This window comes from Paraburkholderia silviterrae (assembly GCF_004353915.1).
Classification (GTDB): Bacteria; Pseudomonadota; Gammaproteobacteria; order Burkholderiales; family Burkholderiaceae; genus Paraburkholderia; species Paraburkholderia silviterrae.
The window spans coordinates 1-16911 of record NZ_SMRP01000026.1; the positions used below are offsets into that span (position 1 = coordinate 1).

General features: G+C 58.8%; 15 protein-coding genes and 1 pseudogene. 8 read left to right on the forward strand and 8 right to left on the reverse strand.

From position 1 onward, the window contains the following. Positions 1–176 precede the first annotated feature (176 nt). The 3 genes from EYW47_RS32445 to EYW47_RS32455 form a co-directional block, all read right to left on the reverse strand. Positions 177–1070, reverse strand: coding sequence for an alpha/beta hydrolase (locus EYW47_RS32445; protein WP_133198907.1), 894 nt, complete (start codon positions 1068–1070; stop codon positions 177–179). Positions 1071–1367: 297 nt separating this feature from the next. Further along, complete coding sequence (locus tag EYW47_RS32450; protein WP_133198908.1) at positions 1368–2189, reverse strand: enoyl-CoA hydratase/isomerase family protein; 822 nt, start codon at positions 2187–2189, stop codon at positions 1368–1370. Positions 2190–2760: 571 nt separating this feature from the next. Continuing rightward, complete coding sequence (locus tag EYW47_RS32455) at positions 2761–3735, reverse strand: zinc-binding dehydrogenase (RefSeq protein ID WP_133198909.1); 975 nt, start codon at positions 3733–3735, stop codon at positions 2761–2763. Positions 3736–3883: 148 nt separating this feature from the next. Here EYW47_RS32455 and EYW47_RS32460 point away from each other — a divergent pair, with 148 nt between their 5' ends. The 3 genes from EYW47_RS32460 (at position 3884) to EYW47_RS32470 (ending at position 5550) form a co-directional block, all read left to right on the forward strand. Next, positions 3884–4195, forward strand: coding sequence for a DsbA family protein (locus tag EYW47_RS32460; protein WP_133198910.1), 312 nt, complete (start codon positions 3884–3886; stop codon positions 4193–4195). Further along, entirely contained in the window at positions 4192–4893 is a 702-nt protein-coding gene (locus EYW47_RS32465; RefSeq protein WP_133198911.1) for an SDR family NAD(P)-dependent oxidoreductase, read from the forward strand. Before EYW47_RS32460 ends, EYW47_RS32465 begins: the two co-directional genes overlap by 4 nt. Positions 4894–4974: 81 nt before the next feature. After that, positions 4975–5550 (forward strand): TetR/AcrR family transcriptional regulator, encoded by a 576-nt coding sequence (locus tag EYW47_RS32470; RefSeq protein ID WP_133198912.1) that lies wholly within the window; start codon positions 4975–4977, stop codon positions 5548–5550. Positions 5551–5608: 58 nt separating this feature from the next. Here EYW47_RS32470 and EYW47_RS42195 read toward each other — a convergent pair. Further along, a pseudogene (locus tag EYW47_RS42195) lies at positions 5609–6077 on the reverse strand (hypothetical protein). Positions 6078–6193: 116 nt separating this feature from the next. Further along, positions 6194–7243, reverse strand: coding sequence for a LysR family transcriptional regulator (locus EYW47_RS32480; RefSeq protein ID WP_133198913.1), 1050 nt, complete (start codon positions 7241–7243; stop codon positions 6194–6196). Positions 7244–7549: 306 nt separating this feature from the next. Here EYW47_RS32480 and EYW47_RS32485 point away from each other — a divergent pair, with 306 nt between their 5' ends. The 5 genes from EYW47_RS32485 to EYW47_RS32505 are packed head-to-tail and all read left to right on the forward strand — an operon-like array spanning position 7550 to position 14760. Next, on the forward strand, positions 7550–8365 hold the full coding sequence (locus EYW47_RS32485) for an alpha/beta hydrolase (protein WP_133198914.1): 816 nt from the start codon (positions 7550–7552) through the stop codon (positions 8363–8365). A gap of 29 nt (positions 8366–8394) precedes the next feature. After that, positions 8395–9570, forward strand: a complete 1176-nt coding sequence (locus EYW47_RS32490) for an efflux RND transporter periplasmic adaptor subunit (protein ID WP_133198915.1) — start codon at positions 8395–8397, stop codon at positions 9568–9570. A 45-nt stretch (positions 9571–9615) separates the two neighbouring features. Then, positions 9616–12810 carry an efflux RND transporter permease subunit gene (locus EYW47_RS32495; RefSeq protein ID WP_133198916.1) on the forward strand — a complete coding sequence of 1065 codons (3195 nt, stop codon included), beginning with the start codon at positions 9616–9618 and terminating at the stop codon, positions 12808–12810. A gap of 8 nt (positions 12811–12818) precedes the next feature. Then, entirely contained in the window at positions 12819–14342 is a 1524-nt protein-coding gene (locus EYW47_RS32500) for an efflux transporter outer membrane subunit (RefSeq protein ID WP_133198917.1), read from the forward strand. A 52-nt stretch (positions 14343–14394) separates the two neighbouring features. Continuing rightward, positions 14395–14760: an MDR/zinc-dependent alcohol dehydrogenase-like family protein gene (locus EYW47_RS32505; RefSeq protein ID WP_133198918.1), complete on the forward strand. Its 366-nt coding sequence runs from the start codon at positions 14395–14397 to the stop codon at positions 14758–14760. Here the strand turns inward: EYW47_RS32505 and EYW47_RS32510 are convergent. The 3 genes from EYW47_RS32510 to EYW47_RS32520 form a co-directional block, all read right to left on the reverse strand. Further along, the gene (locus EYW47_RS32510; RefSeq protein ID WP_133198919.1) at positions 14732–15313 is read right to left on the reverse strand and encodes a TetR/AcrR family transcriptional regulator; all 582 of its coding nucleotides are present in this window, start codon (positions 15311–15313) and stop codon (positions 14732–14734) included. The genes EYW47_RS32505 and EYW47_RS32510 overlap by 29 nt on opposite strands. Before the next feature lie 220 nt (positions 15314–15533). Then, the gene (locus tag EYW47_RS32515; RefSeq protein WP_133198920.1) at positions 15534–15731 is read right to left on the reverse strand and encodes a hypothetical protein; all 198 of its coding nucleotides are present in this window, start codon (positions 15729–15731) and stop codon (positions 15534–15536) included. A 641-nt stretch (positions 15732–16372) separates the two neighbouring features. After that, positions 16373–16645: a TetR/AcrR family transcriptional regulator gene (locus EYW47_RS32520; RefSeq protein WP_338117854.1), complete on the reverse strand. Its 273-nt coding sequence runs from the start codon at positions 16643–16645 to the stop codon at positions 16373–16375. Positions 16646–16911 lie beyond the last annotated feature (266 nt).

Sequence of the window (16911 nt, forward strand, 5' to 3'; positions counted from 1 at the left end):
CATGCTTGTCATGCGTTGCGGTCGACGGATTTTACTTGACCGCGTTAATGCGACAAAACCTCGCCTGGTCTACCGCTCGGTGTTTGGCCGGCTATCGATCGACAGTCCGCGGTTGTATCACACCATCTCACTTTTGTATCGACGCGTTATTGGCAATATATCGCGTCGGTACAGAGTCACAGGTTTGCTTTGAACCAGTCGATGGCTGCACTTGATGCTGTCTCGAATTCTTCCAGATAGGGCTCGAAGTGCCCCCCCTTGGTTGTCACCAGCCTCTTGGGTTCCAGCGCCCGGTCGTAAGCGTCCAAGGCGAGATCTGTCGGCGTGATGTCATCACGTTGCGCAACTATCATTAGAAGCGGCGTCGGCGAGACGCGGTCAATATAATCTCCCGGTGAATGCATTCGCGCCCAACGCATCGAACGTACCGTGACATGGTTATCCCAGACGCCGCGCGGCACGGGACGAAGATAAAAGCTAACTGCATCCGCCGCCCTATAGATTGAAGGTTTGGCGGTGCTGTCGCTGACAATCGGGAGCGTTTCGGGCGGCGCTCCACGTAGCTGTGCGCGTTCATCGGCTGCGAATCGAGCCTCGAGATTTGCGACCGCCTCATGACTGATCCCGCGGCGACTGGCGGCATATCCGTCGATAAATGGTACTTGCGATACCACTGCTTTCAGACGCCTATCAGTGGCACCAAGCACGAGCGCGTGTCCACCAGCGTAGCTCGACCCCCAGAGACCAATGCGATTCTCGTCGACCTCAGGCCGGTCCTGCAGATAGGAGATGGCGCGCCGCCAGTCGGTGATTTGCTGCCATGGGTTGACGTCCTGTCGAGGATCGCCGCCACTATCTCCAAATACACGATGGTCGTGCAGTAGCACGACGAATCCTTCCTTTGCGAAGGCCTCGGCCATAGGTTCCATGGTGTGGTATTTGGTACCGGCAAAGCCAGGGGCCATGGTGATGGCTGGAAGTCGGGTGGACTGATGTTCTGGTATGAACAACCAGGCGGAAAGTTCTACGCCGCCTTCGACTGGAAAACGAACATCTGCTTTTCGAAACATGATTTTAGTCCTTCTAAGCAACTGTCGATCAATTCGCGCGAAGTGAGATCAATCTCAGCGCCGCGGGTTTGGGACCCGTGGCGCGTCCGGGTTTAATCCGATTTTGTATCGCGGTGGTATGGGCACTTCTACCGGCTACTGCTTGTTGGTCCTGGCTTGGGGTGCAACCCACGCCGACATTGCCACGGACCTGTACTATTCAATTTGGGTAGGAGCTGCGCGAGATCTTGCATTGACACGCTTCGGGTGCTAGTCGCTGCTTCCTCGCCAAAAGCCTTGCTAGTGCGCGGAGACGGATTAGAGTTTGCCGACGCGCTCGCCAAAGTTAAGCTCGAAATCGCCGCGCTGACCTATACCGTTCGCGCTCAGCTTCGGAGCCCGTTCCCGAAATCCAGGCCAGGAGAATGCTGTGAGGAAAGCCCTCGCCGTATCGAGCAGTTCGTCGGGGGCGGGCAGCGTATGCCGGTTCAGCAACTCCTTGGTGGTCGACAGCGCTTGCTTGTCGAATGACGCCACGCGGCGGGCGAAATTGTCTATCCAGGCATCGAACTCGACGTCAGGAATCGAGCGGTTAATCCAGCCGTAGCGTTCGGCTGTGGCTGCGTCAAAGTCGGCGGAACCGGCGATGATCTCCAGTGCGCGAGCACGACCGGTGAGTAGCGGCAGTCGTTCCATCCCGCCGCCGCCTGGGATTAGACCAGAGCCCACCTCCACCTGGGAGAATATTGCCTTTTCCAGACTGCCGAACCGCAGGTCGCATGCCAGCGCGAATTCGCTGCCGATGCCGCGGGCCCGGCCTCGCACCGCCGCGATGCTGATCACTGGGGCTTTCGCCAGGCGCAACGTGAAATCGATCCACGGCGAGTAGCCCGTCGGCCCCGGTGTTTTCGGTGTTTCGGCGGCGCGAGAGATATCAAAGTGTGCCACGAAAAACTCGGGGTCGGCGCTGTCGAACACGACGACCTTCAGCTCTGGATCGCTTTCGAATTGGGTGACGAGGTCCTGGAGTTCGAGCATGGACTGCGGGTCGATCATGTTGATCGGCGGGTTGTCGAAGGTCAGACGCCAGTAGGATGGGCTTACCTTGGTCAACTTGAACTGCGATGCCGTGGTGTTCATGGGTGAGTTCCTTATCGAGTTTAAGGGGGCGTCGGGCTTGATCGGTGCCGAACGACCCTTGACAGCTATAAATTGCGCAGAGTCCGGTCGACAATCTGCACAGCCAAAGCTGCTACTGCCGAGAGGGCTACGACGCCAATGCCTTTGCGCGGGCAATTCTGCTCACCATGACCACGCTGCGGGTTGGCCTAGTATCGAGCTGCCGCCACCGGATAAAGCGTTGGAAAGGCGGTGCCGATGAGCGCTTCTTCGGACGCGTTAAGCATTTGCGTCGAGTCTCCATTTGTTGCAACAAGCTCGCAAATAGATGCATCTTGTTTGGGTCGCTTGCCGCTGCGCGTGGGCTAGTCGCGAGCCACATTTCAAATGTCTTGAGCGACACCGTCTTCGATTGTCGCGTTACGTCGTCACAAGCCGTGGACTACCGATATGCCATAGCGCAACGCAACTCGCATGCGCGATTTCAAGCTATATGCCGAGCATGCGTGCACGCCGAGAGAGAGTGCGCTTGCACATTTTTCCACGACAACCGAAATTTGTGCGCCTCAGATCTCGTCAATATTTGGAATCCTCACGGTCTGAGCAAAATTTTGCCGCCACGCCCGGCAGTCCCATGAGCAACCATCGCGGCTGTGACGTCCTCGAATTTGAAGATGCCGCCGACTGGTAGCACGAGGTCCCCTGATGCAGCAAAGCCGAGCACATCGCGATACAACTCCGCACGCTGGCCTGGTGTTATACGTTGCATCAGGCGACTGGCCCAGAAACCGCGGACGTTCAATTCCTTGAAAAGCAATTGACCGCCATTGAGTTCGAGCGGCTGTCCCGTTAAGGACCCGAAGATAACCAGTTCGCCGTCAGCAGAGAGCAGATCCGCGAGGTCATTCGCGGCTTTGCCGCCGATCGAATCGATTGCGGATGCGATACGGGCATCGCCCACGAGAGCCTTGGCGTGGTTCTTCCAGTCGGCGTCTTCCGACGAGATGGTGTTGGTGATGCCGATTGCCGCGAGCTCGCCGATCGCCGTTGGCCGTCGCACGATATTCAGGACGTTCAGCTTTCTCGCTTGGGCGAGTTTCGCAAGGGTGACCCCAACGGCGCCGTTCGCTGCGTTCTGGACAACCCAGTCGCCTTCGGCAAGGCGTAGCGAGTTCAGAAGAGCGAGTGCACTCACGGGCATGGACAGTAGTTGAGTTGCTATTTCGTCCGGGATGGTTTCAGGAATGGGCGTGGCAGCCGCTTCGGACACGACGACCTGTTCGGCCCAGGTGCCGCTCTGATTGAGGAAGCCGACGCGCTGCCCGACAGCTAGTTTCGCTCCATCACCTGTCGCGTCGATGACGCCCACGGCTTCGCTACCGCCAATTGCCGGAAGCTCGGGACGATAACCATATCGCCCCAGAACGGTCACGTAGTCGTGGTTGTGGACGCTCGCCAGATTAACGCGTATCCGAATCTGTCCGGGCCCGGGACTCACCTCCGGGCGATCGACCACAGTCAGGACCTCATCTGGCCTACCAAACTGGTTATAAGCAATTGCGCGCACTGCAAGCCTCCATTCTCAATTGGGTGTAGGTAGTCGACTGGCAGGGACTCCCGTCGTCTGAAAGATGATGGTTGACATCCTCATGGATGTCAACCATCATCTTTACTGAATTGAATGAGTTGCACCGACTAACAGGAGGGGAACCTGGATGAAAGTAGAGTTCTTCCTGGACTACGGTAGTCCCTGTGCGTACCTGGCAAACACTCAGATCCACCGGTTGAATACCGACGTGGAGATCACGCCACCTGACGCGCCCAGTGTGATGCAGGCGGAAAATAATCAGATGTCGAGCGCCTGTCCAGCCAGGATGCGCTACGCGTCTTTGGCCATTGCGCGCTGGGCGAAGCACTATGACGTACCGTTCGCACCGAACAGGCGCGCCCTTACCTTCGAAAACGACCGGCTGCAGTTTGTCCAGGCTCGATTACGTGATCCCTTGGTGAAGGAGAAGTCGGAATGAATCAAAAGCGTGCTCTCGTAACCGGCGTGGGTCCGGGTACTGGCCTTGCCGTGGTTCGCCGCTTGGCGGCAGGCGGATATGATGTCGCGATGGTGGCGCGCAATGCCGACCGTCTAGGGGAGATTGCTGCGGCAATCCCTGGCGTGCGCGCGTACCCCGCAGATGTCTCAAATTCTGCCCAATTCGACATGGCCCTGGACACGATCCTGCAAGAATTTGGTGCGCCAGAATTGGTCGTCCATAACGCGGTTGGCGGCGTCTTTGGCAATTTCATGCAGATCGATCCGGTAGCATTGCAACAGAATTTCCAGACGAATGTCATGGCGTTTCTGCAACTCGCGCGCCGAGTTGCTCCATTTATGATTGACGCGGGAAAAGGTGCGATCATTGCGTCTGGGAATACTTCCGCACTGCGAGGGAAGAACAACTTTGCTGGATTTGCACCGACCAAGGCAGCGCAGCGCATTCTTGCAGAGTCGATGGCACGCGAACTGGGACCAAAGGGTGTGCACGTCGCCTACGTGATCATCGATGCGGTGATTGACCTCGAGTGGACGCGCAAGGCGCGACCGGATGCTCCCGACGATTTTTTTATCAAGCCGTCGGACATTGCCGAGGAAATTTGGCATGTGGCGCATCAGCCGAAGAGCGCCTGGTCTTTCAATGTCGAGATCCGGCCGTTCAAGGAAGTTTGGTAGGATTGGACTGCGGCGGCGGGCCCGTAGACGTTCATAATGACGCCACCACCGCCGCGTACCGCCGAATAGGCAAGAAAAAGCATGGCAAATTCACAGGAAGATAAGAACAGAAATCACGAGCGAATCGTGGAGATCGCGGCACGCCGGTTTCGCGAGGTGGGTCTCGAAGGAGCCAGTATTGCGGATGTCATGAAGGAGGCCGGCTTGACGCATGGCGGCTTTTACAAGCACTTTGATTCCCGCGACGACCTGGTTCTGGAAGCGATGGCCACCGCTTTAAGGAGCGGAACAAGCGGAAAGGGCAGTGCCGCGCCCAAGGGGCCTCTCACTTTCGAGAGTGTGATCGAAGCCTACCTCAACAAGCGCCATCGCGATGACGCGGGTTCGGGATGCGCGATGGCCGCGCTATTGAGTGACGTAGGCAGGGCCAACGAGGAGACAAAGGCCGTCTTCACCTCGCAGGTGCAGAGGAACATCGAGGGTCTGCAACGTGTTTTGGCGGCAGATTCGCGCCCAGACGACAAACAGTCCGCCATCGTCGTGCTCTGTCTGATGGCAGGCGCCTTGGGGATCGCGCGCGCCGTCGCGGACGAGAAACTTTCGTTGGAAATATTGGCATCTGCCCGAGAGTTTATCCTGTCGAGGAGCAACGGTTAGCCTCGGCGCTGTCAACTTGCTGGCAGTGAGGAAAAACAGTGGCAGGCGGGACCACCGCTCAGAAAGCTGTTGACGGATTCCGGACGACTTCGGTGAGTTCGTAGCAGACAGCGAATCTCCCAGCGAGGTGTTTGCGATAGAGTGAAGCGCGCAGCGGATGCCGTTTCAACGCGAAGTGCTGCCGGATCGGACCGAAACTCGAGAGAAAGGCCTGTGTGCGTTTGCAATCGCGAAACCCGCGCAACGGGACTTCGCGGCTGGGTAGCTGCGCAATTGGTCGGTGACGATCTTGCGCGAGGCCGGGAAGGCTCGCCGCGCAGCGTCACGAACATCTCGTCGAGATGCCGGATGCTGCCCGGGTTGTGCCGTGCGACCTTGACCCGATAAGAAAGTCCCGCGTCGAACTTGTCGCACCGCAACGGATCGTCTCGTAGCTCACCGCCAGGCCGCACTCGAACAGCAACTCCTCGACGTCGTGCAGGCCGCAACTGGAAGCGGTAGTACCAGCGAACCGCCAGACCGATGATTACCGCCGGGAAGCGGTGACCATGACTGAATCGATTACACGGATCTTGAGATCAGCTGAGGTTGTCGATGACCGAGTCACTTGGCTCACGTTTCAAGGAATCGGGCTTGACGTGGGTTATATCATCGAGCCCGCCGACCGGATTCCAGTGCCCTTGATCATTCTCATCTTGCCAGCGGCGGCGAAGTCCTGGCCGGCGTGTGCGAGCAACGGTGCCGGGCCGGCGTCACTGACGTCATCCGCCAGCGGCGACCAATTGTGCGTGAACGCAAGCGGAGTTTGCTCGCAGAGTTCCGCTATCCACTCGACAAAAACCCGAACTTTCGCGGCGAGATGGCGGTTGTGGGGATAGACCGCGGAGAGGGGCATGGGCCGGACTTTCCACGGCGTCAGTATTTCCTTGAGTTCTCCTGCCTCAAGGTGCGACAGAAGCATGAACCAGGGTGCCTGGATAATGCCCGCACCGTTGACCCCGCATGTTACGTAGGCGTCCGCATCATTGACGGCCAGGGTGCCGTTCATCTTCATGTCCGTGCTCTTGCCATCCACCATGAAGTTCAACCCGGCAATGCGTCCAGTACGGTTCGAGAAGTACTGCACCGCAATGTGCTGTTCAAGGGCTTCCAGTGAGTGAGGCTCGCCGTAGCGCTCAAGATACGCCGGGCTTGCGGCAGTCATTGTGGTAAGGGCGCCGAGGCGTCGCGCCACCAGACTGGAGTCTTCCAACTGGCCCACACGTAGCGCGCAGTCGACTCCTTCCTGAATAAGGTCGACAGGGCGGTCCCCGAAACCAAGCATGAGTTCGACGTCGGGATACCGCGCGCGAAATTCTTCTATGCGCGGCATCACGATCACTCGCCCGAGTGAGCTTGGCATGTCGACTCTGAGCTTGCCACGAGGCCCCTTGGCCGTATGGGTCAGGCTGTCCTCAGTCTCATCGATGTCCTCGAGGATGCGCACGCAGCGCTCGTAATATTCGGCGCCTTCGGGAGTCAGGCTGATGCGGCGCGTGGTCCGCTGCATGAGACGAACCTGGAGATGGGCTTCGAGCTTCTGGATGAGCGTCGTGGCCGACGCGGGTGGCACGCCTAGCGCATCCGCTGCGCGGGCGAAGCCATTCATTTCTACGACTTTGGTGAAGACCTGCATAGCCATGAGTCTGTCCATAATCCCTTACCTCAGACGAATCAGCTTTACCCCTCCAGGCGCATCAACATGTAGGGAGGCATCTGATTCTTGTGCTTCTGTGAACAATATTATGGATTATAACAACTTACCAGATTGCGTTCATTGAGCATGCCACACGTAGAGATACCGCAAATTCTGCGAGAAATCGCAGGGGTCACATCGCCCCGACCTCGTTTGTTCATCCAGAGCGAATTCTGTTCTGGATTATGACTATTTATCTGTTTGTCATCTTCGACCACAATCCGTCCTGTCAAAACATTCGGGAAGGCGCGAGGCCTGAAGGGTATGAAAACCAATGTAGAACGGGCGATTGAGATTCGGGATGTGGAGCTGGACGGCCACGCGCAAGCTATTCGTTTGCGTACATATCATCCTCCGATCAATCGCGGCTCTTTACCCGTCGTCGTTTTTTTTCACGGCGGTGGCTTTGTGAAGGGGGCGCCCGAGCAGGCCGACGCGACGTGCTCGCAGCTGGCCGTGGCAGTCCGGGCTCTCGTCGTATCCGTCGGCTACTCGCTGGCGCCGCGCTACCCATTTCCGACCGCGCTTTGCGACGGACTTCGCGCCGGGAAGTGGGTCGTGGCCAATGCGCAGGCGCTTTCGGCAGACGTAAAACGTATGGCGGTTGCGGGCCACGATGCGGGCGGCAATCTGGCAGCGGGTCTGGCGGCCATGGCTCGCGACCAGGCTGAATTCCGGTTTTCTGCGCAGGTTCTCCTGGCGCCACTGCTCGATCCGAGCATGACACGCATCGCCAATCTGGATGTCAATGTCAATCCTGATGTGTGCGCGGAAGAGTGTGCGTCCGGCTACAGGGCCTATCTGCCTGTGGTGTCTAACCGGTTGCATCCCTATGCCGCACCGATCGAGTCTCGCCGCCTGAAAGGGTTGCCTGCTGCGTTCATTGCCAGCGCGGAGAACGACCTGATGCACGTCGAAGCAGAGAAGTACGCAGCCGAACTGATTGCCGCGGGCGTCCCCACGACGGCTATGCGTTACGAGAATGTGGCGCATAACGAACTGGTTTCGCGACTAGAGGTGATCGCCGACGTCGCTGCCTTCCTGAACAAGAGATTCGGCGCGACTTCAGTGCGCGCCTGATGCATATCACCAGTACATGGGAGTTTGAAATGGCCTTCAACCGTAAGCGGGTTATCTCCAGCGCGATTGCCGTGGCGGTGATTGCCGGCGCCGGCGCGTTGTATTACGCGCGCGCCGGCTCGCCCGTCACCGAGGCTGCCGCCGCCGCAAAGCCGCCCGCTGCAGACGTCGACGTTGCTACGGTGATCTCGCGTTCGATCACCGACTATCAGGAGTATTCCGGCCGAATCGAGGCGATCGACTACGTGGATATTCGGCCCCAGGTTTCGGGAACGATCGTTGCCGTTAATTTCCGGGACGGTGCGATGGTCAAAAAGGGCGATCTGCTCTTCACCATCGACCCGCGTCCGTACCAGGCCGAGGTGGATCGGACTGCAGCGCAACTCGCTTCTGCGGAGTCCCGCAGCGGATATGCCGCCGCCGATTGGGAGCGTGCGCAGCGATTGCTGACCGACAACGCAATCGCCAAGCGTGACTACGACGAGGCGCAGAACGCGAACCGCGAAGCGGTTGCCGCTGTGAAGGCGGCGAAGGCGGCGCTTGAGGCGGCGCAGATCAATCTGGGCTATACGGCGATTACGGCACCCGTGTCCGGACGGGTCTCGCGCGCGGAACTGACAGTCGGCAACGTGGTCTCCACGGGGGCAAACGCGCCCGTGCTGACGACCCTGGTTTCGATGTCGCCCATCTATGCGTCGTTCGACGTCGACGAGCATACGTACTTGCGCTTTCTTGGCCACGACTCGAAGGAGACGGTTCCGGTCTGGATTGGCCTCGCCAACGAGATGGGCTATTCCCGACAGGGCGTGATCGATTCCGTGGACAACCGGCTCGACACCAGTTCCGGGACGATCCGCGTGCGCGCGCGCTTTGATAACGCGGACGGTGTGCTCGTACCGGGGCTCTACGCGCGGGTTCGCGTGGGCGGCGGCGCGCCGCATCCGGCCGTGCTCGTGAGCGATGTGGCAGTTCAGACCGATCAGGACAAAAAGTTCGTACTGCTGGTGAACAAGGAAAGCAAGGTCGAGTACCGCGAAGTAACGCTGGGCGACCAGAATCGGGGCTTACGTGTCATCGCAGGCGGGCTGCAGCCGGGTGATCGCATTGTGGTGAATGGCATGCAGCGAGTCCGTCCAGGCGACCCCGTCAAACCGGACGTCGTGAAAATGCCGGGCGATACGGCCTCCACGACGGGAGCTCCCTGAATGCGCACGTTCCACAATGCCCACCGTTCCTGATCAGAGACTGTCATGAACCTCTCCAAATTTTTCATCGAGCGCCCGATATTTGCGGCCGTCCTGTCAGCACTGATTTTGCTGGCGGGATTGATCTCCATGGTCAACTTGCCTATATCGGAATATCCCAGCGTCGTACCGCCCTCCGTCGTGGTCACCGCGCAATACCCCGGCGCGAACCCCAAGGTGATCGCTGAAGCCGTTGCTTCGCCGCTTGAGGAACAGATCAACGGCGTGGAGAACATGCTGTACATGCAGTCGCAAGCCAATAGCGACGGGACGCTCACGCTAACCATCACGTTCAAGCTTGGAACGAATCCGGACCTCGCACAGCAACAAGTCGAGACCCGGGTCAACCAGGCGCTGCCGCGCTTGCCCGATGACGTGCAACGCCTTGGGGTAACGGCAGTCAAGTCGTCTCCAACGCTTACCATGGTCGTTCACCTTGTTTCACCGGGCGGCAAGTATGACGGCACGTATCTGCGGAACTACGCGCTTATCAACGTGCGCGACCGTCTGGAACGTATTCCCGGCGTCGGGCAGGTGACGCTTTGGGGGGCTGGCGACTACTCCATGCGCGTCTGGGTCGATCCTCGGAAGGTGGCCGAGCACGATATGACCGCAAACGACGTTGTGACGGCGATCAGGAACCAGAACCTCCAGGTTGCTGCCGGTCAGATTGGTGCTTCTCCGTCGACCCCGGATGCGCCGCTGCAACTCAACGTGAATGCACAGGGCCGGCTCCAGACGGAAGACGAGTTCCGCGACATTGTGCTGAAGACCTCGCCTGATGGCGCTGTAACGCGGCTCAAGGACGTGGCACGCGTCGAAATGGGCGCGTCCGAATACGCGCGCCGTTCGCTGCTGAGCAACCAGTCTGCCGTTGCGATGGCGATCTTTGAACTGCCGGGGGCGAACTCCCTCGATATTTCGCAGCACGTTCGGGAGGCGATGAAGGACCTCCAGGCGGATATGCCGGACGGAGTGAAATACGACATCGTCTATGACCCGACGCAATTCGTGCGTGCGAGTATTCATGCGGTCATCCACACGCTGCTCGAAGCGGTCGCGCTGGTCGTGCTGGTGGTCATCGTCTTTCTGCAAACGTGGCGTGCGTCGGTAATCCCGCTCATTGCCGTACCGGTTTCGATCGTCGGGACTTTTTCGCTGATGCTTGCCTTCGGCTTCTCGGTGAATGCGCTGTCGCTCTTCGGCATGGTGCTGGCTATCGGGATCGTGGTCGACGATGCGATCGTGGTCGTCGAAAACGTCGAGCGCAATATCGCCACGGGCCTGTCTCCGAAGGAGGCAACCCACCAGGCGATGCAGGAGGTGAGTGGCCCGATCATTGCGATCGCTTTGACACTGATCGCCGTGTTTGTTCCGCTCGCATTCATGAGTGGCCTGACGGGCCAGTTTTACAAGCAGTTCGCGATGACCATCGCCATTTCGACAGTCATTTCTGCCTTCAACTCGCTTACGCTTTCCCCGGCTCTCGCGGCTCTTCTGCTCAGGGGGCATCACGACCCCAAGGACAGGCTCTCCCGCGGCATGGAGAAGGTGCTGGGACCGTTCTTCAATGCGTTCAACAAGGTATTCCATCGGGGCTCCGAGTCGTACAGCCGGGGCGTCTCCAGGATCGTCAACCGCAAGGTAGCGATCCTCGCCATCTACGGCATATTGCTGGGCTTGACCGTTCTCATGGGCAAGATCGTCCCTGGAGGGTTCATTCCTGTTCAGGACAAGCAATACCTGGTCGCCATCGTGCAGTTGCCAAACGGTGCTTCGCTCGATCGAACCGAAGAGGTGGTGCGAGAAGTTGGGGACATCGCGTTGAAGACGCCGGGTGTCGACGCCGCCGTGCAGTTCCCGGGGCTTTCAATCAACGGATTCACCAATTCCTCGAGTTCAGCGGTCATCTTCTTTAGTGAAAAGCCCTTCGAGGAGCGTAAAGGGAAGTCGATGACGGGCCTGAGCATTGCCACGGAACTGAACAAGCGGCTGTCCGGGATCAAAGGGGCGTTCGTCGCTGTCTTCCCGCCGCCGCCGGTCCTTGGATTGGGCACGCTTGGCGGTTTCAAGCTGCAGATTGAAGACCAGCACGCCGCCGGCTATACCGCGCTCGACAATGCAACCCAGGCATTCCTGAAGGAAGCAGCGAAGGCGCCAGAACTCGGGCCGTTGTTCACGACCTACCAGATCAATGTGCCACAGGTCAATGTCAATATCGACCGCGTACGCGCCATGCAGTTGGGAGTGTCAGTGCCTGACATCTTCAACACCATGCAGATCTACCTTGGTTCGTACTATGTCAACGACTTCAATCGCTTTGGTCGTGTATTCCAGGTCCGTGCGCAGGCGGATGCGCCGTTCCGCGCACATACGGACGACATCGGATTGCTGAAGGTGCGTAACGACAAGGGTGAGATGGTGCCGCTGTCTTCGGTTGTCAAGGTCACGCCGACTTATGGTCCGGATTCGGTCGTCCGATACAACGGCTATACCGCGGCCGACATCAATGGCGGCCCCGCACCGGGCTACTCGTCCGGGCAGGCGCAGGCTGCTATCGAAAGGATTGCGGCAAAGACCTTGCCTCGAGGCATGAAGTTCGAGTGGACCGACCTGACCTATCAGCAGATTCTTGCGGGCAATGCCGCTCTCTGGGTGTTCCCTATCAGCGTTCTGCTCGTCTACATGGTGCTGGCCGCGATGTATGAAAGTCTTACGCTGCCGTTAGCGATCCTGATGATCGTGCCGATGAGTGTGCTTTCGGCGTTACTCGGAGTCTGGCTGACGCATGGAGATAACAACATATTCACGCAGATTGGTCTCATGGTGCTCGTTGGGCTTTCGGCGAAGAATGCGATTCTCATTGTCGAGTTTGCCCGCGAACTGGAGATGGAAGGGCGTTCGATCGTTCAGGCCGCCATCGAGGCTAGCCGGCTGCGTTTGCGACCGATTCTGATGACGTCCTTCGCGTTCATCATGGGCGTGATCCCACTGGTCGTCTCTAGCGGCGCCGGTTCCGAGATGCGCCATGCCATCGGTATCGCAGTGTTCTTCGGGATGCTTGGCGTGACATGGTTCGGATTGTTGCTTACGCCCGTCTTCTACGTTGTTCTGCGAAAGCTGGCCAGGACGGAGCACATCGTGGACAAGCATGGACATCACCCGCACGTTCGCGGCGTCGATGCCTCGGTTGAAGTGTGAGGTTCATCATGTCGACATCGATAGCTAAACGCGTACTCCTCGGTTCGCTGACGCTCCTGAGCGCAGCACTCCTGACTGCGGGCTGCTCGCTTGCGCCGCAATACAAGGTGCCCGAGGTGGCCAGCTCCGCTGGCTTCAAGGAGGCGCCGGCCACGACGGCTACGGCTGAAACGGCAGGAGAGTTGGGTACCTGGAAGATCGCACAGCCGTCTGACCAGATCCCCCGGGGAGAATGGTGGGTGATTTTCGACGACCCGGCACTCAACGACTTCGAACAACAGGCGCTTTCCGCAAACCAGAATCTGGCTGCTGCGGCGGCGCGGGTCAAGGAGGCCCGCGCCCTCCAGCAGGTTTCCCGGGCGGACCTTTTTCCGACTGTTGGCGCGGGCTTCGGTCCAACGAGAGAAAAGGTCACGTCAGCCTCGCAGTTCCAGCCGGACGGTGGAAACATACCGGCCCAGACCCTGTGGCGCGCGCAGGCGACGGCCAGCTACGAGGCGGACCTTTTCGGTCGGGTGTCGGATGCGGTCAAGGCGAGTACCGCTGAAAGCGAGGAGTCGCAGGCGCTCCTGCGCTCCGTGCAGCTTTCGCTTCAGGCCGACGTTGCCGCAAACTACTTCAAGATTCGCGAGCTGGATGCGGAACTGCAGGTATACGCGCAGAACGTTTCGCTTCGTGAGCAGCAACTGAAACTCGTGCAATCGAAATTCGCCAATGGTGACATCGCCGAACTCGATGTGGCGAGGGCAAGGGCCGAACTGGCAACGGCACGCACCGACGAAATGACGGCGCAGCGACAACGGGCAACCGCCGAGCATAGCCTTGCGGTTCTTCTGGGCAAGGCCCCATCGGAATTTACGATGGCTTCGAGCCCGTTGAGGCCGGTGCAGATCCGGATTCCACCGGGCCTGCCGTCGGCGCTGCTCGAGCGGCGGCCGGATATTGCTGCCGCTGAACGTGCGATGGCTGCAGCAAACTCGCGAATCGGTGTGGCCAAGGCGGCATACTTCCCGTCGCTGTCGATCACGGGTAATGCCGGGTTCGAGTCGGCGACGCTGGGAGACCTCTTCAAATGGTCTAGCCGCGCGTTCCTGCTCGGTCCTTTGGCTGGCACTGCATTGACCGTTCCCATCTTCGACGGCGGGCGTCGCAAAGGCAACCTTGCGAACGCCCGGGCGGTGTTCGACGAGGACGCCGCGAAGTATCGTCAACAGGTACTGCAGGCGTTCCAGGAGGTCGAGGACAATTTGTCGGATCTGCGCATTCTCGAACAGCAGACGCAAACTGAAGACGAGGCAGTACAGGCGTCGAGCCGCGCGGCAGAGATATCGCGAACCCAATACAAGGATGGCGCTGTTAATTATCTCGACGTCATTGATGCAGAGCGGACGGTACTTCAGTCGCAAACGACGGCCGTTCAGCTTTCCGGGCTTCAGGCGGTTGCAACCGTTAACCTCGTTCGTGCACTGGGCGGTGGATGGGGCGATGCGGTAACCGTCGGTGCTGCCGATACGCCACAACAGACCAGGTGAGGGCTGTGTGCGCCAACTGGAGCGCACACGTCAGTTTCAATCAGGAGACGCTGTGTCGTCAAATCAGAACGGAGCCGCGAACGGCGGCGTTTTCACCGCGATTGAACATGCGGAATATGGAGAGCCCACTTCGGTCCTCCGGCTCGTAGAGCGTGCGATGTCCGAAGTTGAACCTGGTCCGGTCGACGCACTCGTGCGTGTCTCGAAGCGCTCGATCCATCCCGGTGATCTCCTGATGATCGCAGGCGATAAACGAGGCGGCAGGGCGGCGCCAATCCCGGCGGGAGCGGCGCGCACGCCCGGCTTTGAAGGCGTGGGCGTGATCGAAAAGCTCGGGTTGGATGCGATCGGCAGGCCGCATGGCCTACCTTCATTTACCAGCGCGGATATTAGGGCTTCCGGTTACGTTTCGTCGTAAGCAGATCGAGGACCTTGGCCAAAGTACCGTCCAATACCTGCTTCGAGAGTTTCGGATCGGAGATCGCCCGAGAAAGCGTAATCGCGCCAATACACGCGCTCACGATGAGCGCAGCTTCCGAACGTTTGCTGGCACTGTCTTCGGTGGGCAGCGCTTTGGAGATCTGCTCCATGATGCGCCGGACGCGGTTCGTATAGATTTCGCGGGTTTCGTCCGTGCTGCGGCTTACGTCGTTTGCGAGCGCTGCAATTGGGCAGCCGTTCGCCACAGCATCACGGTGCGCTTCTGAAATATAGGTTCGCATCGCCTGGCGCGGAGACATGGTAATCGTCCCTTCCCAAGAGGCGATATCCTCCAGCGCATGCTGGAAAGCCGCCGCGACAAGCTCTTCCCTTGATGCGAAATGCTTGTAAAAGCCACCGACGGTCAGGCCAGCTTCCTTCATCAGGTCCGCTATGCTGATGCCATCGATTCCATGTTCGCGGAAACGTTTGGCGGCGATGTCGAGGATGCGCTGATGTGTGGCGATCTTGTCAGCTTGAGAATGTCCCATTATCCAGGCTCAATACTTCAGGAGCTTTATTGTAATCCTCAGTGGAACAAAAGTCATTGAACCGGCCGGATTCGTTCGGCGATCGCAGCGTTCGGGCATTCGCGAATCAATTTTCCCTGATTTTTAGGAGGATTTTGCCAGCCACGCTGGACATGCGCGATGGCTTCACTGTGCGACATCGGATAGACGGCCGCGACCGGAAAGTACAATTGTCCTTGAGCTACTCGTTCAGAAGCAAGGCTGCGGAGACGGGATTGATGCGCAGCATCGCAAGCTGTTGAATGTCTGCGTCGGGAGGAAGGGCGAACAGACCTTCTGCCGGGATGATCATCTTTTCCCGCCACGTCAGACTGTAGAGGGGCGGTACGACCCGGTCACCGACCTTGACATTCTCGACGCCGTCACCCAGCTGGCGCACGGTATCGCCCCCTTCGTTGCCGACAACGCTGGCTGCAAGGGGAACTGTCCCGCCGGCACCCGGAGGTCGTTATGGTTGACAGGTACGTAGTCCATACCAACCGGTACCTCACCCTTTGCCAAGCGTAGCCGGTTCCGGGAGCTCGAGGAGCCCCAAGCCGTTGGCGATGTCGCCATACCGCGAAAGTTGAACTGCGGGCATCATGATCTCCACTGATCTTCGTTACCCGTCCCGTGCAACTAGTGTGTCCATCGTATAAGAGCAACCTGAACGGGTAAGTGAAGCGTGCGCAAAGATTCTATTCGCTTTGTCCAAATAGGTGAGCGAAGTTGGCGAGGGAATGTACGCCAGAACAACAGCAGGGTGGGTCCGGTGTATCGTGTTGGCTAAAGATGCGGGGTTTGTCGTGGGCTCACGCCTACGCATCGATTTCTGCGTTATACACAATGCGAAGCTCGACCGAGACAGCGCTCAACAGATTCCACGCCAGATTCACGTCAGATGTTCCCCGCGCAAGCAGCGATGCACCCACAAGCGTAGCGAGAATCGCTGCCGCTTCGCTTGCTCGGCTGGCGACTTTTCCCTCGCCCCGACCTTGCTTGGGAGCGGCGAGCGTCTCTTTGAGATTGCGGTCGAAAATGTCACGCGTTGTTGCGTTGCCTCTCCGGATGTTCGGCGGTAAGCAAAGAAAATACGGGGCATGGTGCCAGGTCATCATGTTGAGCGGGCGACAGATATTCTTCGATCGCCTCGCCGAGCTGCCGGCTGGCGCGTTCGTTCCAGTCAGCCGTGTTAGCGAACGCAACGGACACAGCCTCTGCGGCCAGGGCCTCTCGTGAGACGAAATGCTTGTAGATACCGCCGACCGCGAGGCCGACTTCCTCCATGATCTCGGAGATGCTTACACCCTGAATTCCTCATTCGAGAAACCGTTTGGCGGCTACCTCGAGGATGCACTCGTGGGTCCGCAATGTTTCTGACTGAGAATGCCCCATGATAGCGATGTTTCCCCGTATGCATTTCGTTGAATTATGAATGTACGCCAGATAGTTGAATGATTGTCGTCTGTTCGCGACATTAGCCTGTTTCAGCGGACTGGAAGGGGTACGATAAGCGTACGAGCGAAATCCATGAAGATGCGCTTGTCTTGAGGTCTGCGAGCGCGGGTTCTCTATTCGTG